The 25,105-nt window shown below is 27.8% G+C and carries 28 protein-coding genes and 1 other RNA gene; 3 read left to right on the forward strand and 26 right to left on the reverse strand.

All coding sequences use genetic code 11. From position 1 onward, the window contains the following. Positions 1-519: 519 nt before the first annotated feature. Positions 520-660 (forward strand): FeoB-associated Cys-rich membrane protein, encoded by a 141-nt coding sequence (locus QOR43_RS05880; RefSeq protein WP_265134754.1) that lies wholly within the window; start codon positions 520-522, stop codon positions 658-660. Between the two features lie 65 nt (positions 661-725). Here the strand turns inward: QOR43_RS05880 and QOR43_RS05885 are convergent, their stop codons facing one another. The 6 genes from QOR43_RS05885 to QOR43_RS05910 all read right to left on the reverse strand — a co-directional run bounded on the left by QOR43_RS05885 (position 726) and on the right by QOR43_RS05910 (position 6,315). Next, on the reverse strand, positions 726-2,732 hold the full coding sequence (locus QOR43_RS05885; RefSeq protein ID WP_265134753.1) for an LPS-assembly protein LptD: 2,007 nt from the start codon (positions 2,730-2,732) through the stop codon (positions 726-728). 41 nt (positions 2,733-2,773) lie between these two features. After that, complete coding sequence (queA, locus tag QOR43_RS05890; RefSeq protein ID WP_265134752.1) at positions 2,774-3,784, reverse strand: tRNA preQ1(34) S-adenosylmethionine ribosyltransferase-isomerase QueA; 1,011 nt, start codon at positions 3,782-3,784, stop codon at positions 2,774-2,776. Next, complete coding sequence (locus tag QOR43_RS05895; RefSeq protein WP_265134751.1) at positions 3,781-4,005, reverse strand: DUF2905 domain-containing protein; 225 nt, start codon at positions 4,003-4,005, stop codon at positions 3,781-3,783. Before QOR43_RS05895 ends, queA begins: the two co-directional genes overlap by 4 nt. A gap of 7 nt (positions 4,006-4,012) precedes the next feature. Further along, complete coding sequence (locus tag QOR43_RS05900; RefSeq protein WP_265134758.1) at positions 4,013-4,975, reverse strand: RluA family pseudouridine synthase; 963 nt, start codon at positions 4,973-4,975, stop codon at positions 4,013-4,015. Positions 4,976-5,014: 39 nt separating this feature from the next. After that, the gene (gene hemE / locus QOR43_RS05905) at positions 5,015-6,052 is read right to left on the reverse strand and encodes a uroporphyrinogen decarboxylase (RefSeq protein ID WP_265134757.1); all 1,038 of its coding nucleotides are present in this window, start codon (positions 6,050-6,052) and stop codon (positions 5,015-5,017) included. Positions 6,053-6,168: 116 nt separating this feature from the next. After that, positions 6,169-6,315: a hypothetical protein gene (locus QOR43_RS05910; RefSeq protein WP_265134750.1), complete on the reverse strand. Its 147-nt coding sequence runs from the start codon at positions 6,313-6,315 to the stop codon at positions 6,169-6,171. A gap of 118 nt (positions 6,316-6,433) precedes the next feature. Here QOR43_RS05910 and proB point away from each other — a divergent pair, with 118 nt between their 5' ends. Together proB and QOR43_RS05920 are read left to right on the forward strand one after the other, a co-directional pair. After that, on the forward strand, positions 6,434-7,540 hold the full coding sequence (gene proB, locus QOR43_RS05915; protein WP_265134749.1) for a glutamate 5-kinase: 1,107 nt from the start codon (positions 6,434-6,436) through the stop codon (positions 7,538-7,540). Beyond that, positions 7,533-8,198 (forward strand): endonuclease V, encoded by a 666-nt coding sequence (locus tag QOR43_RS05920; protein ID WP_265134748.1) that lies wholly within the window; start codon positions 7,533-7,535, stop codon positions 8,196-8,198. Before proB ends, QOR43_RS05920 begins: the two co-directional genes overlap by 8 nt. Here QOR43_RS05920 and QOR43_RS05925 read toward each other — a convergent pair. From QOR43_RS05925 to mraY, 20 genes are all read right to left on the reverse strand, one after another. Continuing rightward, positions 8,170-9,417: a hemolysin family protein gene (locus tag QOR43_RS05925; RefSeq protein ID WP_265134747.1), complete on the reverse strand. Its 1,248-nt coding sequence runs from the start codon at positions 9,415-9,417 to the stop codon at positions 8,170-8,172. The genes QOR43_RS05920 and QOR43_RS05925 overlap by 29 nt on opposite strands. Before the next feature lies 1 nt (position 9,418). Next, positions 9,419-10,702, reverse strand: coding sequence for a hemolysin family protein (locus QOR43_RS05930; RefSeq protein WP_283571452.1), 1,284 nt, complete (start codon positions 10,700-10,702; stop codon positions 9,419-9,421). Next, positions 10,671-11,588 (reverse strand): ABC transporter ATP-binding protein, encoded by a 918-nt coding sequence (locus QOR43_RS05935; protein WP_265134746.1) that lies wholly within the window; start codon positions 11,586-11,588, stop codon positions 10,671-10,673. Before QOR43_RS05935 ends, QOR43_RS05930 begins: the two co-directional genes overlap by 32 nt. A 7-nt stretch (positions 11,589-11,595) precedes the next feature. Next, on the reverse strand, positions 11,596-12,528 hold the full coding sequence (gene epmA, locus QOR43_RS05940) for an elongation factor P--(R)-beta-lysine ligase (protein ID WP_265134745.1): 933 nt from the start codon (positions 12,526-12,528) through the stop codon (positions 11,596-11,598). 34 nt (positions 12,529-12,562) lie between these two features. Then, positions 12,563-12,820: a 50S ribosomal protein L27 gene (rpmA, locus tag QOR43_RS05945; protein ID WP_265134744.1), complete on the reverse strand. Its 258-nt coding sequence runs from the start codon at positions 12,818-12,820 to the stop codon at positions 12,563-12,565. A gap of 13 nt (positions 12,821-12,833) precedes the next feature. Beyond that, the gene (gene rplU, locus QOR43_RS05950; protein ID WP_265134743.1) at positions 12,834-13,124 is read right to left on the reverse strand and encodes a 50S ribosomal protein L21; all 291 of its coding nucleotides are present in this window, start codon (positions 13,122-13,124) and stop codon (positions 12,834-12,836) included. A gap of 94 nt (positions 13,125-13,218) precedes the next feature. Further along, positions 13,219-13,566, reverse strand: a transfer-messenger RNA (tmRNA) gene (gene ssrA, locus QOR43_RS05955). Positions 13,567-13,577: 11 nt separating this feature from the next. Next, complete coding sequence (locus QOR43_RS05960; RefSeq protein ID WP_265134741.1) at positions 13,578-14,108, reverse strand: phosphatase PAP2 family protein; 531 nt, start codon at positions 14,106-14,108, stop codon at positions 13,578-13,580. Continuing rightward, entirely contained in the window at positions 14,108-14,974 is an 867-nt protein-coding gene (locus QOR43_RS05965; protein ID WP_265134740.1) for a phosphoesterase, read from the reverse strand. The genes QOR43_RS05960 and QOR43_RS05965 overlap by 1 nt, the downstream gene beginning before the upstream one ends. 194 nt (positions 14,975-15,168) lie before the next feature. Continuing rightward, the gene (locus QOR43_RS05970) at positions 15,169-16,305 is read right to left on the reverse strand and encodes a nitronate monooxygenase (protein ID WP_265134739.1); all 1,137 of its coding nucleotides are present in this window, start codon (positions 16,303-16,305) and stop codon (positions 15,169-15,171) included. Between the two features lie 12 nt (positions 16,306-16,317). Beyond that, entirely contained in the window at positions 16,318-16,704 is a 387-nt protein-coding gene (locus tag QOR43_RS05975; protein ID WP_265134737.1) for a hypothetical protein, read from the reverse strand. Positions 16,705-16,899: 195 nt separating this feature from the next. Further along, the gene (locus QOR43_RS05980) at positions 16,900-17,901 is read right to left on the reverse strand and encodes a hypothetical protein (protein WP_265134736.1); all 1,002 of its coding nucleotides are present in this window, start codon (positions 17,899-17,901) and stop codon (positions 16,900-16,902) included. Positions 17,902-17,923: 22 nt separating this feature from the next. Then, the gene (locus QOR43_RS05985) at positions 17,924-19,276 is read right to left on the reverse strand and encodes a hypothetical protein (protein WP_265134735.1); all 1,353 of its coding nucleotides are present in this window, start codon (positions 19,274-19,276) and stop codon (positions 17,924-17,926) included. A gap of 243 nt (positions 19,277-19,519) precedes the next feature. Continuing rightward, positions 19,520-20,014, reverse strand: coding sequence for a DUF4149 domain-containing protein (locus QOR43_RS05990; protein WP_265134734.1), 495 nt, complete (start codon positions 20,012-20,014; stop codon positions 19,520-19,522). Then, positions 20,007-20,429, reverse strand: a complete 423-nt coding sequence (gene ndk, locus QOR43_RS05995; RefSeq protein WP_265134733.1) for a nucleoside-diphosphate kinase — start codon at positions 20,427-20,429, stop codon at positions 20,007-20,009. The genes QOR43_RS05990 and ndk overlap by 8 nt, the downstream gene beginning before the upstream one ends. Positions 20,430-20,497: 68 nt before the next feature. Next, positions 20,498-20,905 carry an NUDIX domain-containing protein gene (locus QOR43_RS06000; protein ID WP_265134732.1) on the reverse strand — a complete coding sequence of 136 codons (408 nt, stop codon included), beginning with the start codon at positions 20,903-20,905 and terminating at the stop codon, positions 20,498-20,500. Continuing rightward, positions 20,902-22,071 (reverse strand): lipid-A-disaccharide synthase, encoded by a 1,170-nt coding sequence (lpxB, locus tag QOR43_RS06005; RefSeq protein ID WP_265134731.1) that lies wholly within the window; start codon positions 22,069-22,071, stop codon positions 20,902-20,904. Before lpxB ends, QOR43_RS06000 begins: the two co-directional genes overlap by 4 nt. 1 nt (position 22,072) lies before the next feature. Next, positions 22,073-22,813, reverse strand: a complete 741-nt coding sequence (locus tag QOR43_RS06010; protein ID WP_265134730.1) for a TonB family protein — start codon at positions 22,811-22,813, stop codon at positions 22,073-22,075. 203 nt (positions 22,814-23,016) lie between these two features. Next, a complete protein-coding gene (locus tag QOR43_RS06015; protein WP_283571450.1) occupies positions 23,017-24,036 on the reverse strand; it encodes an LptF/LptG family permease in 1,020 nt (339 codons plus the stop codon). Then, positions 24,033-25,100 carry a phospho-N-acetylmuramoyl-pentapeptide-transferase gene (mraY, locus tag QOR43_RS06020; protein WP_265134728.1) on the reverse strand — a complete coding sequence of 356 codons (1,068 nt, stop codon included), beginning with the start codon at positions 25,098-25,100 and terminating at the stop codon, positions 24,033-24,035. Before mraY ends, QOR43_RS06015 begins: the two co-directional genes overlap by 4 nt. Positions 25,101-25,105: the final 5 nt, after the last annotated feature.

Raw genomic sequence — 25,105 nt, forward strand, 5'->3', positions numbered from 1 at the left:
TATAGAAAATTTTTAAAATTGGTGTCATTTATTTACCTCCCAATGTTTTTTGGGAGGTTTATTTTTAACATATTTTTATTTTTCACTCAAGGTATATGTCAATATATGTTTTAGCTCTTCTACTTTCTTTATTAATTTCTCTTTTCCATGAAAGCTTGTACGTATCTGAATATCCAAAGCCGGTTCCATCTGCTATTATGCAATAAAACTCTTTATTTTTTTAGCCCTTTCATTATATCTTTTGCTATTCTTTCTATGAGTTCATTTAAGTCTTCAATTTAAAGTTTCTTTATTCTCTAATGTATAGTAGAGAAATCGGGGAATTTGATTGAATATATATCTAAATACTATTTTTAAGATTCTATTATTAGAAACCTTTCTTTTCATCTTTGTAATATCTAACTTTTACCAGTTTTTTAACTTTGGTAAACAATGATTAGATAAATTGAATAATATCATACATTTTTCTTTTAATCTACATAAAATATTAAAAATCTAAAAATTAAGAGGTGAAATTTTATGATAGATTATATAATTGGATTAGTTTTATTAATTTTTGCAATTTATATACTGTATAGGATTTTTAAAAAAAATATTCAAAAAGGTAAATGTGCAAACTGTTCTTTATATAGCTCCTGCCAAAAATCGTATAAATCTTAGAAAGATTTAAATATTAATTTTCTTTTTTAAAGTCATATTCAAAATTTTTTATAGTGATTGAAAATTTATCTTGCAAATGGTAATAGATAATGGGCATTTAAAATATTTATCATTACATATATTGTTTTGTATGTTTTACCGGTATCTCTATTGTAATCTTCATAAAAACTTGCCATTAATGACCAACATTTTCTATCCCATATAAAACTAAATCTTTTTTGCTGGACATAACCATATTTTAGGTTATTTAATATATAGCCATTGAAAGTATAATTTTTATAATTGATAGACATAGAATTAGCAATCTGATTTGTTCCAATGCCTTCTGTATCTGCTTTGTCATAAGAATGGGAAATAGAATAAGTTATATGACTTCCAATTGGAAATGATACGGAAGTTATAGACCTTAAAAAGCTATTTTTATTTATATCATAATAAGTTGTATTATTTGCAGAATATTTATCTATATTAAAAAATATGGAGTTTTTCAATGGCTTGATATTTCCTTTATACTCATTTAATCCAACTAAATATTTATCTAAAAATGTGTATCCGGAAGCTATTTGCCATCTGAAAAAATTATTATTATCAAATGTTAATATGTTATTTAATGCTATATCTAAATCTTTTTGTGAAAAGATATTATCTTCCCTGTCAAATTGCGGTAAATTATCTTGATTTACTTTTGATATATAACTGAAAGTTATTTCCGGAATTATACTATATATAAATTTACTATAATCTCTTGTAAATATAGTTTTAACAGAATCTTTAACAGAAAATAGATTTCTAATAGTATCAGATTTATTGCTATTTCTTACACCTAAATAAAATGTTGTTCTTGGAGATATTTCAAAAGAATTTATTAAGCTACCAAAAACAGTTGTATTTGTTAATCTTAAAATATTATCTGACCTAAATGCAGACTCTCCCTTCTCTCTATAAAAATTAATATTTGTAGATAAAAAATCTATATAAAAAGGTGTATCAAATAATTTTCTTTCTTTATAGTATAATCTAACTTCCGGCAATTCTTGTAATGTTTGTTCTTGATTTGGAACTGTTAAATCATATAAATAATCAAAATTAAATTCTATATCAAAATTTTCAGTTGAGTAATTAGTAAATAGATAACTTCTTGTATAAGATAGATATTTTAAATGAGAACTATTATAAATATCTTCAAAGAAATATGTATCACTTGGTTTATCTATTTTTAAATACCATTTTAAGTTATCAAAAGAATAAATTGAATCTAATTTTAAACGGTATCTATTTGTAATCGGTGTTATACTTCTATTGCTCCACCAATCTCTCTTCCCACTTTCTCTAAAAAAATATAAATCAGCATTTATATAACCATTTTCCAATACTCTTCTATATTCTGTATCTAATCCTTCTCCTTGTTTATTTCTATAATCGTATGTAAATGTTAAATCTGAGGTTCTGTTTATTACATAAAAAAATGGTATCTTGGCTATAAATGGGTTATAAGTATCCTGTCCTATGGTTGGTATTAAAAATCCGGTTTTTCTATCTATCGTAGGATAAGAAAAATAAGGAGTATATATTATAGGTATTTTACAAAAATTAAAGGTTGTATGGTAAGTTTTTGCCTCATCATTTTCTTTTATAACTCCTGATTTTGCTTTTACATACCAATCATATTGGTTAAATTCGCAGGAAGAAAATTCTCCATTTTGGAAATAATATTCATCTTTTTCTTTTCTTAAAACTTTCCCTCTTGTGTAATATTTATTATCTACTACTCCTTCAAAATTATATATTTCTCCGGTGTCATTTTCTATATCCCACCAGCCATTTGTTCCTTTTAACTGAAAATTTTTAGTTTTTATATAAACAGGTTTATTTATGTATATTTTTTTATTTTCAGTATCATAGATTACTTCATCGCTTTGTAGTATTTTATCTATATATTGTATTTCTACATTACCGGATGCTGTGATTACACCATTTTTATCTCTTTCCATTTTATCTGCTGTTATATTAACAGGTTCTTTTGCATAAGCAAAACTCATTAAAGCAGATAAAGCCAATAAAAATCTCTTCAATTCTACCTCTTTTTATCCGGATTTTACAGATAAAAATTTTATCATAATATCAACATTGCATCGCCGTAGCTAAAAAATCTGTATTTTTCTTTTATTGCCTCATTATAGGCTTTTAAAATAAAATCTTTTCCGGCAAATGCAGATACAAGCAATAAAAGTGTAGATTTTGGAAGATGAAAATTGGTTATTAATTTATCTACTAATTTAAATTTGTATGGTGGATATATAAATATGTTGGTGTAATCCTGAGTTTTTCCCGTATTTGCATAACTTTCTAAGGTTCTTACAACTGTTGTTCCTACTGCAAAGATATTTTTATTATTTTCTTTTGTTTCTTTTATTAATTTTATTGTTTCTTCCGGTATTTGATAAAATTCTTCATGCATTTTATGCTTTGTTATATCTTCCGTTGTTATTGGTTTAAATGTTCCAATTCCTACATGAAGGGTTATAAATCCTATTTTTACACCTTTTTGTTTTAATTTGCTAATTAACTCCTCTGTAAAATGTAATCCGGCAGTAGGTGCTGCAACTGCTCCTTCTTTTGAAGCAAATACAGTTTGATACATCTGTTTATCTTTTTCTTCATCTTCTCTATCTATATAAGGTGGAAGTGGAATATGTCCGTATTTTTTAATTGCTTTTTTTATATCTTCTGTATTTAATTTTATTATTGCAGTTTCTTCTTTCCTTTCAATTAACTCTATAAAAAAATCCTGCGAGATATAAACTTTACTTCCTATTTTTAATCTTCTTACATTTTTTATTAAAGCTTCCCAGACATCTTCTTTTAAAGGTCTTAATAAGAATATTTCTATCTTTGCTCCGGTTTCTTTTGTTCCTATTAATCTTGCCGGTATAACCTTTGTATCATTAAAAATCAGTAAATCTCCCTCATTAATATAATCAATAATCTGGTAAAAGATTTTATGTTCTATCTTTTGGTTTTCTCTGTGTAAAACCATTAATCTGCAATGGTCTCTTGGCTCTACCGGATATTTTGCTATTAGCTCCTGTGGAAGCTCAAAATTATATTCTGATAATCTATTCATCTTAAAAACTTCCCTATGATGTAGAATATAACAGATAATAAAATACTAAGTAATATTGATGTTGTTATTGGAAAATAAAATCTAAAATTTTCTTTTTCTATATAAATATCCCCCGGTAATCTTCCAATACTAAATGGAAGTTTTTCAAAAAAAGTAAGCATTAATCCTACAATAACAAGCATAAATCCTACGAATATTAATATTTTGCCAAACTCTCCCATCTTCACCTCATTCTGTTTGTAGTTTATTTAATATCTCGGGAATTGGCTCCGGCAATTCTTCTAAAGATATTTCTATATATTCATTTGTCCTTGGATGTTTAAAACCTATTTTATAAGCAACTAAAGCATGATACCATAGATTTTCCGATATTTGCTTTGCTATTTCTGATTTTAAGCTTGACTTTTTAAATCCATACACAAAATCATTTAAAAGTGGATGTCCTATACTGCTAAAATGGACTCTTATTTGGTGAGTTCTTCCGGTATGGAGTTTTATATCTACTAAGCTAAGATTATGTTTTTCCCAATATTTTTCAAGCCAGTATTCTGTAAGAGCATCTCTTAAATTTGTGGATACTGTCCCCATCTTTTGCCTATCATATATAGACCTTCCTATGGGTAAATCTATTAATCCATAATCTTTTGGTTTCCCAACAACTAAGGCTTTATATCTTTTATCTATATGTCTATCTTTAAACTGATTTTGTAGTTCTTTATGGGCAAATTCTGATTTTGCAACAATTAATAAGCCGGCTGTGTCTTTATCAAGTCTGTGAACTATACCGGCTCTTTCTTTTCCTCCTATGTAGGATACATTTTTAAAATGATATAACAATGCATTCACAAGAGTGCCTGATGTATGTCCAACAGAAGGATGGACAACCATTCCTGCCGGTTTAAAAACAACGGCAATATCTTCATCTTCATAATATATATCAAGAGGAATATTTTCTGGTTCAACCTTTATCTCTTCCGGTGGCGGTATAATTAATTTAACTTCTTGATTTTCTTTTATCTTTAGAGATGGTTTATTTACTTTGTTATCATTTAAATAAACATAGCCCTCTTTTATCAATTTTTGATAATAAGCTCTGGAATACTCCGGATATACAGATGCCAAAAATATATCTAATCTTTTTCCTTCATTTTCTTTATCTACTTTAAATAATAAACTTTCTAAGGTTTCCATCATTTTAGAGAATAAAATTTAGCCAGATATATAATTTTTTCAACTTCTTATAGAAAGCTCTTTTACTACATCAACAAGATATTTTACTTTTGAAACTTTCATATCAGGTGATAAACCATGTCCGAGATTAAATATATGTCCTGAATCTTTTCCCCATTTATCTAATATTTTTTTTGCTTCATTTTTAATAACTTCTTCATTTGCATATAATACAATCGGGTCTAAATTACCTTGAACTGCCTTATCAGTTTTTTGTTTTACAACGGATATATCTATCATCCAATCAACGCTATAAACATCTGCTCCGGAATCTATCATATAATCTAAAAATCCTGCAACTCCTTTTGTAAAATGAATTACCGGCTGATAATCTCTTTTTAAATTTTTTATTATCTTTTTTATAGGTGGGAGTGCAAATTTATTATAATCATCAGGGGTTAGATATCCTGCCCAGCTATCAAAAATTTGCACTGCATCTGCACCGGATTCTATCTGAAAATTAAGATATTCTATAAGCATATCTGCAAGTTTATCAAGAAGTTCCTGAAATTCTGTTGGATTTTCATACATAAAAATTTTTGTCTTTTTAAACTCTTTGGAAGTTTTGCCTTCAATCATATATGCTGCAAGGGTAAAAGGTGCTCCACAAAATCCTATGGTAGGTATTTCTCTATTTAAAGCCTGATTTATACCTTTTATTATCTCGCCTACATAATAAACATCTTCTTTTTTAAATGGCTTTAATTTTTTTATATCTTCTTTTGTTCTGATAGGATTATTAAATACCGGTCCCTCTCCTTCTCTAAAATCAAAATCCATACCTATGGATTCAAGTGGTGTAAGTATATCTGAAAATATAATTGTAGCATCTATATCAAGTATCTTCTTAGGTAAGATAGAAGCCTGAACTGCTAAATCAACATTTTTATAAAATGCTTTAAAATTACCGGCTTTTTCTCTTAAAGCTCTGTATTCTGGCATATATCTTCCGGCTTGTCTCATAAGCCATATAGGTGTCCTTTCTATATCTTCTTTATAACAGGCTCTTAAAAATAAATCATTCTTAACTTTCATAATCACCTCAATCTATTAAGATACCACTTAAAAAATTATATCATGAAGCGAGTATTAATAAATATTTTATTGTTCATACCATTCAGTTTTTAACTTATTTTCTAAATTTTTATTTTCTTTTATTGTTCCAAATGGGATTCAACAAGTTTTTTAGCTTTCTCTTTTTTCTCCAACTCTTTAATAATTTTTTCTATCTGCTTTAAAGTAAGGGATGTTTTTAATCTTAATTCACCTTTATCTTCTGTCTCAATAATTACTTTACCCATCTTAACACCTTCCAAAATTTAATTTTTACCTTTTCTATTAAAATTTTTAGTTTTATAGAAAGTATAAATCCTTAATTAAAAATATGCAAGCAAAAGATTAAAATATTATAATATTCATATGGAAAGAATAGATTATATAAAATCAGCAAAAAGGATTGTTTTGAAGATAGGCTCCGGTATATTGGAAAAAGAAGATGATATTGATATAGAATTTATTCAAAATCTTGCAAATCAAATAAAAAATTTAGATAAAGAATTTATTATAGTATCTTCCGGTGCAGTTTTAGCAGGGGTAAAAAAACTAAAATTAAAATATAGACCAAAAGATATTACAGAAAAACAAGCAGTTGCAGCAGTAGGACAGGCATATCTTATGCAGATTTATGACAATATTTTTTCAAAAAATAATCTAATAGTAGGTCAGATACTTCTCACTACAGAAGGTTTAAGAGAAAGAAAAAGATATATATATGCAAGAAATACCTTAAATAAATTGATAGATATGAATGTTATACCTATTATAAATGAAAATGATACAATTGCAGTAGAAGAGATAGTTTTCGGAGATAATGATTTTTTAGCTGCCCATGTATCTGTTCTCGCCCAGGCAGATTTATTAATAATATTATCAACAGCCGGTGGTTTATATACAGATGACCCATCAAATCCGGATTCTAAGCTCATAGAAGAAATAAAAGATATAGAAGAAGCTCTAAGCTATGCAAAAAGTTCAAAATCAAAATTCGGAACCGGTGGAATGAGAAGCAAATTAGAAGCCTCTAAAATTGCAACATCTCACTCAATTCCAGTAATAATTGCTCCCAAGAAAGAAGATATAATAAAATCTATTTTTGAAGGAGAAAAAGTAGGAACATTTATATATCCTGCAAAAAACAAAAAATTAAAAGAGAAAAAAAGCTGGCTATCTCTTTTATCTGCTCCAAAAGGAAAAATCATAATAGATAAAGGTGCAGAAAATGCATTAAAAAATAAAAAAAGCCTCCTTCCTGCCGGAATAAAAGAAGTAGAAGGAATATTTTATCCAAAAGATGTAGTTGCAATTGCATCGGAAGATGGAAAAATAATAGGCAAAGGTATTGTAGAAATTGGTTATAAAGATTTGAAAAAAATAAAAGGATTAAAAACAAGCTACATAGAAAAATTATTAAATAAAAAAATATCAGAAGTTATTCATATAGATAATATGGTTTTATTTGATGAATAATCTACAAGAACTTGAAAAAATACAATATGAGCTTGCAAAAAAATTAAATCTTAATGATAAAATTGATATTAACAATATAAAAACCGTTGCCGGAATAGATACAACATTTTTAAATCCTTGGGAAAATCCTACAAAAGCTATATCTTCCATAATTGTTTTAGATTTTGAAACTATGGATATAATAGAAGAAGTTTTTGGAGAAAAAGAGATAGATTTTCCTTATATCCCTACATTTTTAGCATTTAGAGAACTTCCATCTATAATGGAAGCATATCAAAAATTAAAAACAAAACCGGATATTTTTATATTAGATGGTCAAGGAATAATGCATCCGAGGAAAATGGGTATTGCTTCCCATTTTGGAGTAATTACCGATAGCGTTTCTATTGGCTGTGGTAAAACAAGATTAATCGGTAATTTTAAAGAACCGGAAAATAAACCTATGGCTTATTCAGAAGTTTATATAAAAAATCAGCTTGTAGGATATGCATTAAGGGTAAAGAAAAATACAAATCCTATCTATATTTCCCCCGGAAATAATATTTCTGTAGAAAGCTCTTTAAAAGTTATAATAAAATGTATAAGAAATTATAAATTACCAGAACCTGTTAGATTAGCCCATAATAAACTTAAAGATTATCTAAGACTTCTATCTTAATCTCTTTTATTCTTCTTTTTTCTATCTGTAGGATTGTAAATTTATAATTGTTTATAACAATTACTTCATTTCTTCTTGCCATTCTTCCAAGATGATAAATAATCATTCCACCCAAGGTTTCATAAGGACCAGAAGGAAATCTATCCTGCAAAATTGTTTCTACTTCTTTTATCTCTATTCTTCCATCAAATACAATATATTTATCAGTTTGTTCTTTTATCAGATTCTGTTCTTTCTTTGTAGTTTTATCTTTTATCTGTCCCACTATCTCGGCAAGAACATCATTTATTGTAATAATACCAATTGTTACACCTCTTTCATCAACAACGACTGCCATATGGTCTTTATAATGTTTAAATCCTTTTAAAACATTTGGAAGATTTGTAAATTCCGGTATATATCTTATACCTTTTAGATATTTAACTATATTATCGGAAGGATTTGCATTTATAACATCATAAGCCCTTATGACACCTATTATATTATCGACCCTCTTTCTATATATAGGAATTCTTGAAAATCCTGTTTCTTTAAATATCTCTATAGCATCTGCAACTTTTTTGTCATCAGAAATCATAATAACATCAATTAAAGGAATAACAATCTCTCCAAGTCTTCTATTTTTAAATATAATTACATTAGATATTATCTTTTTTTCAATATTTGGTATATCTTCACTTTCAGATAAAATCATATCTAATATTTCTTCCCGTGTATATATCCTTTCAAAAGGAGCTTTAATATTAAATATTTTGTAGATGATTTTTGTTAATATATTTGCAAATATTAGGAATATCTTAAATATCTTTCTGAAAAACTCTAAGAATGGAACTATAAAAAATATTAATTTTTCTGCATAATGTTGGAATATACTTTTTGGGATAATCTCACCAAAAATAAGAGTAAAAATAATTAAACTTTCTGCAAGAATTTCTTCTTTTGAATGAATAAATGGCACAAAATTTGCTAAATCATATAAAAAGCTAACAAATACGGTAGTAGCAATAACAATACTTAATGTGGTTCCGATTAAAGCAGTCCCAACATATTCTGTAAAATGTTTTTCAAGGAGATTATAAATCTTTTCTGCTTTTTTATCTCCTTCTTTTGCCTGATATTTTAATTTAGATTTATTTACAGAAAATAAAGCTATCTCAGAACCGGAAAATAAACCTTCTAAAAATATAAAAAATGCTACGGTAATTATATAACTAATCAATTTACGTCTCCTCTTTCTTCTCAATTAAAACGGTAACTATTCTGTTTATATCCATTTCTAATATGGTAAATTCAAAATCTTGATATCTGAATTTTTCTCCTTCTTCTGGAAATTTTTTAAGCTGGTCTAAAATAAAGCCGGCTAATGTATCATAATCGTAATCTTCCGGAAGTTGTAGATTTATATGTTCTTTTAATATCTCTATATCTATTTTTCCGGATACTTTCCATTTATTTTCATCAATTTTTTCAATGGATGGTTCTTCTACTTCAAACTCCTCAGGTATATCTCCAACTATATATTCCAAAATATCCTGAAATGTTATAAGTCCTACCACCGTTCCGTGTTCATCTACAACTATTGCTATTTTTATTTTGTTTTCTTCAAAACTTTTTATAACATCTAAAAGTGTAGCAAATTCCGGAACAAATATAGCCTCTCTTATGAAATCCTGTATTTTTTTATCTTTTCCATCAAAGATATAAGGTAGTATATCTTTTATATATAAAATACCAACAATTTTATCTAAGTTTTCTTCATAAACCGGAATTTTACTATAATCATGGTCTTTTAGTTCAGATAAAGCTTCTTCTATTGTTAAATTTTTTTCAAGGGCGAAAATATCTCTTCTTGGGGTCATAATTTCTACGGCTGTTTTCTGGTGAAGTTCCAAAGCAGATTCTATTATTTCAAGTTCTTCTTCTGAAAATACTTTATTTTCTACTCCTAAATGGATTATACTTTTAATATCTTCTTCTGATATTTTTTTACTTTCGGTAGGAATATCTACACCAAACTTTTTAAGTATCTTTTCTACAAATTTTTGTATTATAAATCTAAATGGAGTAAATATAATATAAAAAAGATAAAATATTCTAACTGTTTTAAATGCATATTTTTCAGGAAAATTAGCTCCAATAGTTTTTGGTGTTATTTCTCCAAAAGTAAGTAAAAGAATAGTAGATAATAAAACACCTATGAATAGATATTTTTCTCCAAAATTTTCAATAATAAAAGAAGCTGTAATTGCAGATATTGATATATTTACAATCTCATTTCCTATTAAAAATGTTATAACAAGCTCTTTTGGCTTTGAGCGGATTTTATCTATTAAAATAGCAAGTTTATTTCCTTTTTTTGCCAATCTTTTTATTTTTAACCAATCAAGAGAGAAAAAAGAAGATTCTATTCCGGCAAAAAATGCCGCTAAGATTAAAAGGATAAAAATTGTTATTATATATATATATGTTTCATTAAATAAAATGGCAATAAACCTCCCTGTTATTTATAAATTTTATATCCGGTTCTTTTTTACAAATTTCTGTTCTATTTGGACATTTTCCATAAAATATACAGCTTCCTTCCGGTGTTTCTATCTCTTCTATATATTTTATTTTTTTTCTTTTTCTTGGTGTTTCCGGTGGTAAGCTTTCAAGTAATAGCTTTGTATAAGGATGCATAGGGTTATCTATAATATCTTCTGTCCTTCCTTTTTCCATTATTTTACCTTTATATAAAACTATTATTTTATCTGATATAGCAGAAACAACATTTAAATCGTGAGATATAAATAAAAAACTTACATTTCTATTTTCTTTCAGATTTTTAAGTAATTTAACTATACCGGTAGCAACTGATATATCAAGTGCTGATGTTGGCTCATCTGCAACTATTAAAGATGGATTTAATATTATTGCTCTGGCTATTGCTACTCTTTGCCTTTGTCCTCCGGATAGTTCAGATGGGTATCTATTTAAAAAACTCTCATCAAGCCCTGCATCTGTTATTGCTTTTATAATTTTTTCTTTTCTGTCTTTCTCTTTATGCACAATAAGTGGCTCTTCTAAAATATCATATACCTTATATCTTGGATTTAAGGAGTTTCTTGGGTCTTGAAATATTATTGATGTTTCTCTTCTAAACTCTTTTTCTTTTATCTGATTTATATCTTTTCCTTTAAAATATATCTTTCCTTCATCTGATTTTATCAGTTTTAAAATAAGTTTTCCTATGGTAGATTTTCCACTTCCGGATTCTCCGACTAATCCAACAACCTCTCCTTGATTTATCTCAAAAGATACATTATCAACAGCCTTAAAATACTCTTTTTTTAAGAATCTCTTTTTAACCAAATATTTTTTTGATAAATTTTCTACTTTTAATATCTTCATTTTTTCCTCAAAAATGTATAGAATCTTTATTCAGTAAAATCATTATAAACCTATCAACACCAAGAGACGCTCCGCTACATTCAGGCAAATTTTTTATTGCATCTAAAAATTCATCATCAATTTTATATTTTATACCTGTTTCTTTTTCCTTTTTTATAATATCATTTTTCAATATATCATAAACATATTGATAATCAGTAGCTTCATAATAACCATTTACAAGTTCTATTCCATCTATATATGCTTCAAATCTTTTAGCTTTATTATTTTCTACCTTAGATAATAACCCAAGTTGTTTTGGATAATCATATATAAAAGTAGGCTTATCTACTCCAAGAAAAGGCTCAACATAAAATGCATATATTCTAAAAAACAGCTCTTCCCAATCATCACTACCTTTAAAATTTTCTTTTTCTTTTAAAAATTTATTCATACTATTTATATTATCCAAATATACATTCGTATATCTATAAAAAGCTTCTTCCACCGTAATTTTTTCCCAATCTGTTAAATCAAAAATCTTTCCTTTATAATCTATTTTTGGTTTTTTATTTATATTAATTGCCGTATAGATAAAAAGATTTTTTGTATCTTCCATTAAATCATTTAGGTTATATCCTACTCTATACCATTCAAGCATTGTAAATTCTATTTTGTGTTTATAAGAGCCTTCATAATTTCTAAAAACTTTTGTTATCTGAAAAATATCTTTTTTAATTTTAGAAAGTATTTTTTTCATCTGGATTTCTGGTGAAGTATGAAGAAATGCCTGAATTGGTTCTTTTTTTTCGTTATAAATAGTAAGTTCTACCGGATATATATTGCTGTCTAAATTTGGATAATATTGAATAATATCTGTGAAAACTTCTAAGGAATCTGTATTTATAAAATAATTTCTTATGGATTGTATAATTTTTGCTTTTTTCTGCAGATAATCCATTTTTTAAGAAAAAATGCCCTTTCGGGCATTCTTTTTATTGAGCAACAGGGTATACGCTAACTACTTTTTTCCCTTTTGATGTTTCAAATTTAACTTGACCATCTATTAATGCAAAAAGAGTGTAATCTTTTCCCATTCCTACATTTTTTCCGGGATATATTTTTGTTCCTCTTTGTCTTACAAGAATATTTCCGGCTCTAACTATTTGACCATCGTATCTTTTTACTCCCAGACGCTTAGATATACTATCGCGACCATTACGGGTTGAACCACCACTTGCCTTAGATGCCATCTTTTATTCCTCCTTAACTAATTTCTTCAATTTTAATTAATGTATAAGGTTGTCTATGTCCGTTTAATTTATCATAATGTTTCTTTCTTTTAAAATGAAATACTAAAACTTTTTTATGTTTATCATGTTTTAATACCTGAGCTTTAACTTTTCCTTCTGTTTTTATATTTCCATTTTCATCTTTAACAAAGATAGCCGGTAATTCTATGCTATCTCCCACATTTGCACATAATTTTTCAACTTTTAATAATGTTCCCTTTTCTACTTTATATTGCTTTCCACCGGTTTTTATAACAGCATACATCTACTTCATTCCTCCTTCTTCTAAAAATACAGAAAAATATTATAACATAAATTTTTTGATTTAGAGAGAAAATTATTGAGAATTTGAGAATTATAAGTGGAGGCGGGGGGAATCGAACCCCCGTCCGACAGCATCCCAGCAGTTGGGCATCTACATGCTTAGCCTGTGAGAAAGTTTCGCCTATAAACCGGCACAGGCACCGGTTTATAGACTATCCTCTTAAAATTTCCCGAAAGCCTTAAGAGGAGCTCGGCTTTCAGTAGCCTGTATCTCTTACGCCCTTCTACAGCCTACAGGCAAGCCATAGAGGACGTCGCTGCGTTAATTAAGCAGCGAGTGCGAGTTCGCGTTCGGGAATTGTTTGTTTTTGGTTTTTTACGGAGTCGCCTTCTCCGGCATGCTTCCCGCAGCCTAATGCTGCCGTCGAACCCGAATCGCCCCCATATTCAATTGCTATGATAATATATTCCTGATAATTAAATTTGCAATAACTCCATCAAAAAATCCAATTAATGCTCCAACAATAACATCTACCGGAAAATGTGCTCCCATATATATCCTTCCGTAAGATATTATTAACGCATTTATCAGTAAAATTATGACAATATATATTGGTAAAAAAAATAAAGATACAGCAAAAATAGTAAAAGCATAAGCAGTATCTGCTGATGGAAAACTTTTGAGAGAAACCGGCTCAAGCAGATTTACATTTTCAAGTAAAGAAGAAGGTCTTTTATGTTTAAAAGTATATTTTATAGAAGGCATTAAAATACCGGTAATTAATAAGCCAATAAATAAAGCATAAATACTCTTTATATTTGAAAAATACCAAAATATAAAGATATAAATCGGCAAAGAATAACTTTTTCCCATATAGTAGTAATATTTATAAAATTTATCAAGAAAAGAAAATCTTTTATTATTAATCAGATAAAATAGCTTTACATTCCATTTTATTCTTGTTTCCCAATCGTTTGGTATCATTAAACCACCTTAAAAAAGTTAGTTATTCCGATTAATCTAAATCCAAAATAATATCCAAATAATTTAAAATCATACTCATAAAGCTCTAAATGATAATCTCCTTTTTCTTTTGCTTTATATTTAAAATAATCTTTCTCTGTAATTAAAACCGGTATATTATCTTTTTTTAAGATTGCTACTTTTTTCTTTTTATTAAATTCAAAATATATATTACTATCTAAGGGTATTTCTTCACCGAGGATATATATTTTATTATCTTTTTCTGCCCAGATATTGAAAAAATTTTGTTTTAAAGATATATACAGATTGCCATTTTTTAAAGCATTTAGTAGCTGGTCTTTATTTTCTATCGGATGCGTAGAATAAACAATATTTATAAGCCATTTAAATCCGGATTTATATGAAGGTATCATTAAACCATGGGTTCTTTCTTGATAAACTACTTTTATATGTAAATCAGTTCCACCTATTATTTTTAAACCTTTTGCCCTGTTAAAATAAAGCTCTATCCATTTATCTGCCGGAATTAAGCTATTCCATTTATGGATTATATTTCTTGTTATCGGAAATATTAATAAATTTTTAATTAAAGAAAGCCCTGTAATTAATTTATTCCAAACAACAATATCTTTAATATTTATAATCTCATATAGATAATCCTTTTTAAATTCTCCCTTCCATCTATAATGCTCAAACTCAAAATTGTTAGGGTGAGATATTACCGGTATTTTATTTCCAAGAAGAAGTAATCTTCCATCTTCTGTGTTTCTTTCTTCTCCGGCAAAGATTTTTTCATCTTCAAAATATTTATAATCTGAGTTATTATGGTCTGTAATTAAAACAAAATCTATCTGATTTATCTCCATCGCTTTTTTTATATCAGAAGGTTTTCCAAGAGAATCAAAAGAAAATTGAGTGTGAATATGGGATATTACTTTATATGTATAAATACTTGGTTTTTCAAAAGCTTCACACTCAATATTATGTAGATTTAGTTTTTTAACCGGTTTAAATTCAAAATATGCTATATATAGTAGTAATAAAACTAAAATTATCCAAATTATTTTGCTACCTCTGCTTCTTGGTTTTCCGGTTCTTCTTGTCCGGAAGGTATTCCTTCAACAAGCTCTCTGATTAAATCTTTTACATGGACTAATCTTTTTATTCTGTATCCATTAGAACCGCTGAAAAATAAGCCTGTTTCATATCTTCCAAGATATGCATCTCCTAATCTATCAGCTATACAATATCCTACTTTTTTTGCTTCTTCTCCGTGATTGCAAGGGACTACGCAGTTAGATATACATTTAACTTCTGGAGCTGTTCCTCTTTCTATATCTTTTATTAATTTTGTTACTATTCCTCTTGCAGGATAACCTACCGGAGATTTAAGTAAAACTATATCTTCTTTTTTTGCATTGATTATAACTTTTTTAAATTCCATAGATGCATCGCATTCATAAGTGCCTACAAATCTTGTTCCCATCTGAACGCCAGCTGCTCCTTGTGATATATACCATTCTATATCTTCTTTGCTCCATATTCCACCGGCTACTATTATAGGAAAATTTCCCCATAAATCTCTTTCTTTCATTACTTCAACAAATAGATTTTCAAGCTGATATTCAGGTTTAAAACAATCTTCATAAGGTATTCCTTGATGCCCACCGGATAATGGCCCTTCAAGAACTACCGCATCCGGTAATCTATTATATTTCTTTTTCCAATGCTTGCATATTACTCTTAATGCCCTTGCTGAAGAAACTATTGGAACAAGTGCAGCATCGCTTCCTTCTGCATACTCAGGCAATCTAAGTGGAAGCCCTGCACCGGAAATTATTATATTTGCTCCGGCTTCAATAGAATCTCTTACAACCCTGCCATAATCTGTTATGGCACATAATATATTTACACCTATTACAGCTTTTTCTCCACCGGCTATATCTTTTGCATCTCTTATAATCTGCTGTAAAGCCTGTTTATTATGAATATTTAAACTTCCTACCGGTCTTCCATCTTTTAATCTTACATAATTAGGATGTCTATATCCGGTTCCTACCGAAGAAACTACACCAAGACAGCCATTTTTTGAAACATTTCCGGCAAGATTTTCCCAAGATATTCCTACTCCCATTCCACCCTGTATTATCGGATATTGTATTTCATATTTTCCTATTCTTAATGATGGTAATCCCATTTTTAATTACTCCTAATTTATTTGCGGTAAACAATTTTTTGCTTTCAAAATATTTAATATCTGATTATATAAATATGGCTCTCCTTGAGAAAATGCAAGGTTATCTATCACAAATTTATCTTTTATTTTTGAACCTTTTGCTATAAAATCTGCTGTAAAAACTCCTTCTCTTCTCTTATGCTCATAAGCCACTAATCCAATTACTCCAATATCATTTTTATTTATTTTATATACTATATCCATTCCAAGAACATTTTTAACTGCAAAATTTGTAAGAATATACTCTTCTACTGCTTGTTTTATTCTTAAAGACTCATCTTCTACAATCTGCTCTAATTTTTCTTCTTCTTTTTTCTCATTATTATCATCATCTTTTTTCCGGAATTTAATAACAGCCATAAATTACCTCACACAAAAACAAAAAAACTTTTTAATATTTTAGCATAGATTTAGATAAAACTTGGAAGCTTAAAAAATAACTTCAATAAAAAGATAAAATAGAATAAAAAAAGATAAAATAAAATCCATTTTTTAACTTTACCTCTAAAATTATTGAGAAAGCAGAAAAACGCCCATAAAGGGCGTTCTTGCAACTTATTCTAAGTTTCCAAGTACTAATTTATGTTCCTGTAATTTTCTTCCAAAATCCTTATTAATAACTCCGTTGCTTTTAATAATTTCAAGTTTTCCAAGTTGTGCTCCTATGCTTAACACTTTGAAAGCTTTTCTTATTTCTTCCATTGCTACCATATCATAATCAAAAGCATTATAACCATATCTTCTAATAATATCATTTACTCTATTAATTTCTCTATCTACTATCATACTAAGGTTATACATTAAATTAGAATATTCTTTTATCAAACTTGATAGTTTATTATAAAATCTAACTCCTTCTCTTCGTGCTTCAAAAACTTTTTCCGCTTTTGCAAGTTCTTGCTTTGCATCTTCAAGTTTGCCTTTCATTTTTTCATCCATTATAAATCCACCGATTAAAATGGCCGGAGCAAAAGTAATTCCACCTAAAACAATAGAGCCTAAAGCCATTCCTCCACCACCTGCTGCTAATGAACCTCCTCCTAAAAATGCCAAAAATGCATTGGTTGCTGCTGCTCCGCTTAAAGCACTAAGAGCTGTTCCTGTTGATGCTACTCCTATACTCATAACAAGATTTGTAATTAATACATTTGAAGCAACTCCGGCTGCTACTCCTGAAGCTAAAGATGTTCCAATACCGGTTAATATATCTTTTAATTCCATTATTTCTGTTTTCACTCTTCCTAAGTTTAAATTAACATCGCTTTTTAATTCATTTTTTCTTATAGAACCTTCAATATTTTTTATACTTGAGATTAAGTTATACAAATGTGGAAGTTTTATTCCATAAACTTCTTTCATAATAATTTTCGCATTATCGGCTGCTGATTGAACTTCATCCTTAGCTCTTAAAAACTTTCTTTTTGTTTTTTTATCATTTTCCTTAATGTAATTTGCAATTTCCTTAATTTCCTCATTTTTTTCCAATGCATCAAGACCTTTTTTTACACCTGCTCCTGCAGCTAAAGCGGCTCCTGCTAAAAGTAAAAATGGCAACATAACACATACCTCCTAAATTTTTTTATAAAATTAAAGGTTTATCACTATAAAATCTTCTTTCAAATTCATCATTATCTATTTTTCTTAAATTAAATAAATCACAAAACATATCAAGATATTTTTCATCATCAGTTTGTATATAGTTTTTCAAAATTTTATTTCCTTCTTTAATTAACTCCTCTATATAAGATAAATGGAGTAATAAAAGATCTACTCTACTTCTTAACTCGTTTTTAAAAATTTCTAAAGCTAAAAATGCCTCTTTTGTTTGTTGCTCTTTAATTTTATTTACTCTTATTAAATTTTCAAGATATCCAAAGGATAAATGACCAAAAGCATACCCAAGCAACCCACCTAAAACTGCACCTACAGGACCTGCAACAACAGCTCCAACTCCTGCATAGTATAATGAATTTAATGATTCAGTTGCTGTTTTAGCCACTCTAATTGAGCCTTCCGTAGCTGTAATTTCTCCTTTTAATACCAAATGTAATGATTCTATTCCGGTAATAATTGTTTTAGATATAGCTCCTACAACAGGAGTATTATTCAATCCTTTACCAAGAATATAAGATAACGAAGATATAGCTCCGGTTTTTCCGGCAGATTTTAATGCCTTAGATACGCTTTCTTTATCTATACTTTTCTTAACAATAGTTTCAGTTGCAAGTGTTAAGGCAAAAGCTGTTCCTGCTGCGAATAAAGTAAGTTCTCCACCTTCTCTCAAATATAATTTTAGCTTTTCATTTCTTACAAATTTTTCTGTATTTTCTGTAACATAAAGGACTTCATTATAAGAAGTTCCTCCGGACTTAACTCCTTTATAAGATATTTCTTTATCCAAAGTTTCTAAAAGTTCCTTATATTTTCCTTGATATATATTTCCTGATAAATATCTTTTTTCATAAAGTTCTTTAATTCTATCTATATGTTCCGGATTTGTTATTCTTCTCATTCCGGAGTAATCATCTCTAAAAAATTCTTTTGCAGGATACATATGAGAAGATGAAGATTTTAACTGGAAATAAGTTAATGCTTTATTTATAACATCAATACCTTCTAAATCTTTTGGAGCAATTACTATATCAGCAGGATGAGTTCCATTCCCTTTAATTGAAGAAGTGACATAACTTCTAAAATTTTCTCCTTTTAATGCTGCATCTTGGTTGAATTTATAACTTTCCAAATACTCATAAATAAAACCTTGTCTTTGAGAGATATCTTGATTTATTCTTCTTAAAGATTCTCTTAATAAATTATCTAAATCTAATAACCCTTGTCTTGTTGATTCCGGAATATTATTAAGTTCTAATAGAGAAATTGCAGAAGTAATAGACGGTATAGTGAAATCAAGATTGTTCTTTGTGTTTCTCATGATAAACTTCTCCTGCAAAAATTAATTTAAATTCATATTATTTTTGTGCTATAATACCAATACCGAAGAATAATGAGAGTTAATTTTTTAAACAAAGAATTTTTTAATTTCCTGTATTATCTTTTTCATACATCAAATTTATTAATATTATTTCATATCGGTTTTGGTATAAATATTTTTTATTCAATTAATATTTTTCTTATAATTTTAGGACATTTTTTATAGAAAATCAAATATTATTTTCTACAATTCTTCCTTTTTGGTTGTGTATAAATTATAAAAAAGGAATAAAAGCAAGATTATATTAAAAAGATTGATGGCAGAAGAGATTGAATGGATAGTTTTGAATTTTTCTTTTATTTGCTCGGCTTCCGGTTCTTTTTTCTCATCTAAAAGTTGATAATATTGGCTATTTAATGTTTGTCCTATTGGCAATATAGCTTTATGAAGTGCCATAGATGATATGATATAAATTGATATTCCAATTACAAAATATTTTAATTTCCTAAGTATTTCTTTATTTTTTGTAGATAAAATTGCAATAATTGTGTATATCACAATTCCAAGTATCCAACCAATTCCAAAATAATAAGGAAATATAATATTTGTTATTTCTCCGGCTAATCTGTGATTAAAATGTGAAAAAAGTAAAGGAGCAACGATAAATGTAAAAAATACCGATGCCCCTATCAAAAATCCCAATATTAAAAAGATTAAAAAATATAAATATCTATCCAATTAACTCAAGCCCACTAAAGAAAAATGGAATTTCATAATTTGCAGATTCTACCGAATCAGAGCCATGGACTGCATTTTCTCCGACATTAGAACCATATAATTTTCTCAATGTTCCTTCTTCTGCTTTTGCAGGGTCTGTAGCTCCCATAATAGCTCTAACTCTTGCTATTGCATTTTCTCCTTCCCAAACCATAGCTACAATTGGTCCGGAAGACATAAACTCACAAAGTTCATCATAAAAAGGTCTTTCTTTATGAACAATATAAAACTGTCCTGCCTGTTCTTTTGTAAGTTTTAATTTTTTCAATGCTACCAATTTAAAACCTTCATCTTCAAATCTTGCAATAATTTTACCTACAACATTTTTTCTTACAGCATCAGGTTTTGCTAAAACAAGAGTTCTTTCTACTGCCATTATCTCCTCCGGATATTAGTTTTTTTTACATTTTAATTATAAACTAATCTAAAATATAAAGCAAATATTTATCTTTCTAAGAAATCTTTTAAAATTTTTCCGTGGTCAAATACAAGTTTTTCAAAAGGTATCTCTTCTAATTTATATATAGAAGCCTTTTTTGCATCATCTTTGCCCTTTGGTTCTCCGTAAGCTTTACAGATATAAACGATAGAAACAGTATGAAATCTTGGGTCTCTATCAGGTTTAGAATAAACGCCGTGTAATTTAGTTATTATTACATCTAAATCTGTTTCTTCTTTCATCTCTCTAATCAATGCTTCTTCTGTTGTTTCTCCTATATCAACAAATCCTCCCGGCAAAGCCAATCCATAAGGTGGATTTTTTCTTTCTATCAAAACTATTCCTTTAAAATTTTCATCTTTATCAAATATTTTTATTATTCCATCAACAGCCACAAATGGAGTTTTTATCATTTTCCTTCCTCCAAGATATTTTTTATAATTTTTGCTGTTTTTTGTAATGCTCCCTTTTCTCCAAGTTTATTTTTTAATTCTTTTAGCTCTTTTTTTGTTTCTTGATAAAGATTTTCATCAGTTATATATTTTTCTGTATATTTTACAATATTTTCTATATTGCAATCATTTTGGATTAATTCTTTTATTATCTCTTTTCCGGCTATTATATTTGGAAGTCCTATATATTTTATAGAAACAAGCATTTTCCCTATAAAATAAGTAATTGGACTAACTTTGTATATTATTATAAATGGATTTCCTATAATTGCAGCTTCAAGGGTAGCTGTTCCAGAAGTTATTATACTAAATTTTGAATGTTTCATAACTTCATAGGAAGCGTATGGGAAATAAGGTATTTTCTCATTTTTTATATTTGTGATTACTGATAACGGTAAATCTTGATAATTTTTAACTTTTTCTAAAACTTTATCTATCATATTGGCAGTTGCCGGTATTATAAAATGCAAATTTTTATATTTTTGATTTAATATTTTTGCTGAATCTAAAATTATAGGAAGTAGATTTTTTATCTCATTTTCCCTGCTACCGGCAAGTAATCCAATTAAAATTTTATCTTTATCTATATTTAGCTTTTCTTTAAAACTTTCTTCTGTTTCCTGATATTCTACTATATCAAGAAGTGGATGTCCTACATAAATATATTTAAAATCCTGATTTACAAAATCTTTATAATAATTTTCTTCAAATGGAAGTATTGAGATTAAAATATCTGTATATTTTACTATTTTATGAATTCTTTTATATCCCCATGCCCATATTTGTGGAGATATAAAATATACCGTTTTAATATTTAACTTTTTTGCTTCTTCAAGAAGTTTAATATTAAATCCGGGGAAATCTACAACAATTAATAAATCAATATTATTTTTTAATTCTTCTACTGCTTTTTTAAATGTGTTTTTTATATGAAAATATTTTGAGATTGCTTCTGTTATTCCTACTACCGATATATTCTCTATTCCTTCTACGGATTTGCATCCGGCCTGTCTCATTTTAGGGCCGGTTATTCCTACCCATTCATATTCTGGAAGTAATTTTATAATCTCCGATGCATAATTATCTCCGGAAATCTCCCCTACCGATATAAATATTCTTTTTTTCATTTTATTCTACTGCAAAATTTATTGTAATGGTTGCCCATTGGGTTTTATTTTCTGGAATTTTATTAAATTTCCATCTTTTTAGATAATTTATTATCTGATTGTTTAGTTCAACATCTGATGTTATAGTTAAAAGTTCAACTTTTTCAACATTTCCATCAGGATTTATCCATAATTTAGCCCTTACAGACGGCTGAATAATAGATGTTTTTATCTTGGGTGGCGGTGGTCTGTATATAACTTCTCTACCGGTAGCCGTTCCTTCTACATTTTTTCCTATATTTGATAATTTTTCTCCAAAAGATAGTTCTGTTTTCTTTATAGCAGTTGACTCTTCTACTTTTGATTTTTTATCATTTGCAAGTATTTTTGCAAGTAATGGTGATTCTTCCTCTTCTATTTTTTCATTTTTTGCTTCTACTTCTATTTTTTTATTGGAAGCTAATCTATTTTTTGTTTCAGGTTTTTGTGTTTTTTCTGATTTTTCTTCTTTTGCTATATTTTTCTGAGCTATCTCTTTTTTATCTATCTTTTTTTCTTCTATAACTTTTTTTATTTTTATTTCTTCTTCAATTTTTTGTTTTTCCTCTTTTATCTCTTCTACAGTTATAATTATAGGCTTTTCTTGTATTTGATTTTGAAAATATTTAAAAGGAAAGAAAAACAGTATTAAAAATAAAAAAACATGTATATTTAAAGATACAAGAACACCAACCAATAAGTTTTTATCCTCTGTATAAACCATATATATATTTTATATTAAAAATAGAAAAATTAAACTCCCTATTCCTAAAAAGGAATAGGGCAGAATTTCTTTAATTAATGATGGTGATGTGCCGGTTCCATTTTCATTTCTTGGTTTTTAACCGGTGCTTCTACTTCAACTTCTCCGGCATTTTTAAATTTGATATATAAATAATAATAATTGATTTTCATCAATTTTTCAAATTACTCTTTTTTAATTGCATAAATTAATATTGATGAGAAAAATCCGATAAGAATAATAAAATATATTAATGGTGAAAATCCAGATTTCTCAATAAGTTTCACAAAATAAAAATTTATAATCATATATGCTATTCCTATTGATACAGCAGTAGCTATAAGTGTTTGATTTTTTGAATATAATTTTATTCCAAGTAAAAATCCAGAAACACCGAAAAACAAAAATGGCACAAAGAAGAAAAATCTATCTGATAAAATAGCTAAGCTTTTATTAAAATTCTCATTTTTTTCCTGAATATTTCTAAATAAATCAGTTAAAGGGGCATCTTCAATAGCTATCTGTTTTAGATATTCTACATCTAAATTAAATCTATATTCATTAAAATGTAAAAAGCTAAAACTATTTTCAGAAGGAAGTTGAAGATATCCATCTTTTAGGATTAGATAGTTTCCTATAAATTCTCCATATTTTGCAGTTATAAGATAGCCATTATTTTTGTTGTATATAAATATATCTTTAAATGATTTATCTTTTTTTTCATTTACATATATGGTTATTTTTTCATCTACTTTAAAAAAGTTTTTCTCTTTTACAGAATCTAAAAAATATGCTTTTACATTTGTTGTTAAAAATTTTGCCCTTTCTCTATTTGCATAAGGAACTAAAAAAGTTGAGATAAATAAAGCTATTATTACAAATATTATTGATAAATAAAAAATTGGTTTTGAAATTCTAAGTTGGGATATTCCGGATGAATATATAGCATAAATCTCATTACTTTCTCTTAGTATTGCTCCGGTTAATATTGAAGATATAAAAAAAGCAAACAATATCAGATATTTAATAAAAGAAAGTTCCATCAAAATCAAAAGTTGAAAAAAATCAAATATATTCATAAAATAAATAACTTTTGGAAGATGAAGCATTTGGGAAGATATTATTACAAGGGAAAAAATAGCAACAAGTATGAAAAATATTTTAATAAATCTTTTTATTAGTATTTTATCAATTAGTTTCATCATCTTATTTTAAGTGTAGATATGGCAATTATTGCTAAGATTATAGATATTATCCATACCCTTACAACTATTTTTGGCTCCGGAATACCTGCTAACTCAAAATGATGGTGTATAGGTGCCATCTTAAATAATCTCTTTCCACCGGTTAATCTGTAATATCCAACCTGTAATATAACAGATATTGTTTCAATAACAAAAATACCTCCCACAAGTGCAAGAACAAGCTCTTGTTTTGTAATCACAGATACAAGTCCAAGAACTGCTCCTATGGATAATGCTCCTGCATCTCCCATAAACATCTCTGCTGGAAATGAGTTAAACCATAAAAATCCAAGCCCTGCTCCAAGCAATGCCATCAAAAAAACGGTTAATTCTCCGCTTCCTTCTACATAAGGAACTATAAGATATTTAGATAATACAGCATTACCGGCAATAAAAGCAAATACTGCAAATGTAGATACGGATATAAGAGAAGGACCTATTGCAAGTCCATCAAGCCCATCAGTTAGATTTACTGCATTGGAAGCTCCTACAATAATAAATATTATAAGCGGAATATAAAGATAACCTAAATCTATATGAATATTTTTAAAAAATGGCATATATAAAGTTGTATTAAACTTAGGATAATAATAAAGGATAAAAGCTACGATAGAAGCAGTTATAATTTGAAATAAAAATTTAGTTTTGGAACTAAGTCCTTTTTTATCTATTATTTTTTTATAATCATCTATTGCTCCTATCATTCCAAAAGAAAGAAATGTAAATAAAGAAAGCCATATATATATATTATCTAATCTACACCATAATAAAGATGTTAGGCTTACAACCAACAATATTAAAACTCCACCCATAGTAGGTGTATGTTTTTTCATCTGATGCCAATCTGGTGTATCCTGCCTTACATAACCGCCTTCTTTTTTTTGAAAGGCTTTTAATTTATTTATTACATAAGGGCCAATAATTAAAGATATAAAAAATGCTGTAATTAATGCATAAAATCCACGAAAAGTTATATATTTGAATATATTTAATCCGAGTAATTCATAAAATATATGATAAAACATATCTT

Source organism: Venenivibrio stagnispumantis, assembly GCF_900182795.1.
Lineage (GTDB): Bacteria > Aquificota > Aquificia > Aquificales > Hydrogenothermaceae > Venenivibrio > Venenivibrio stagnispumantis.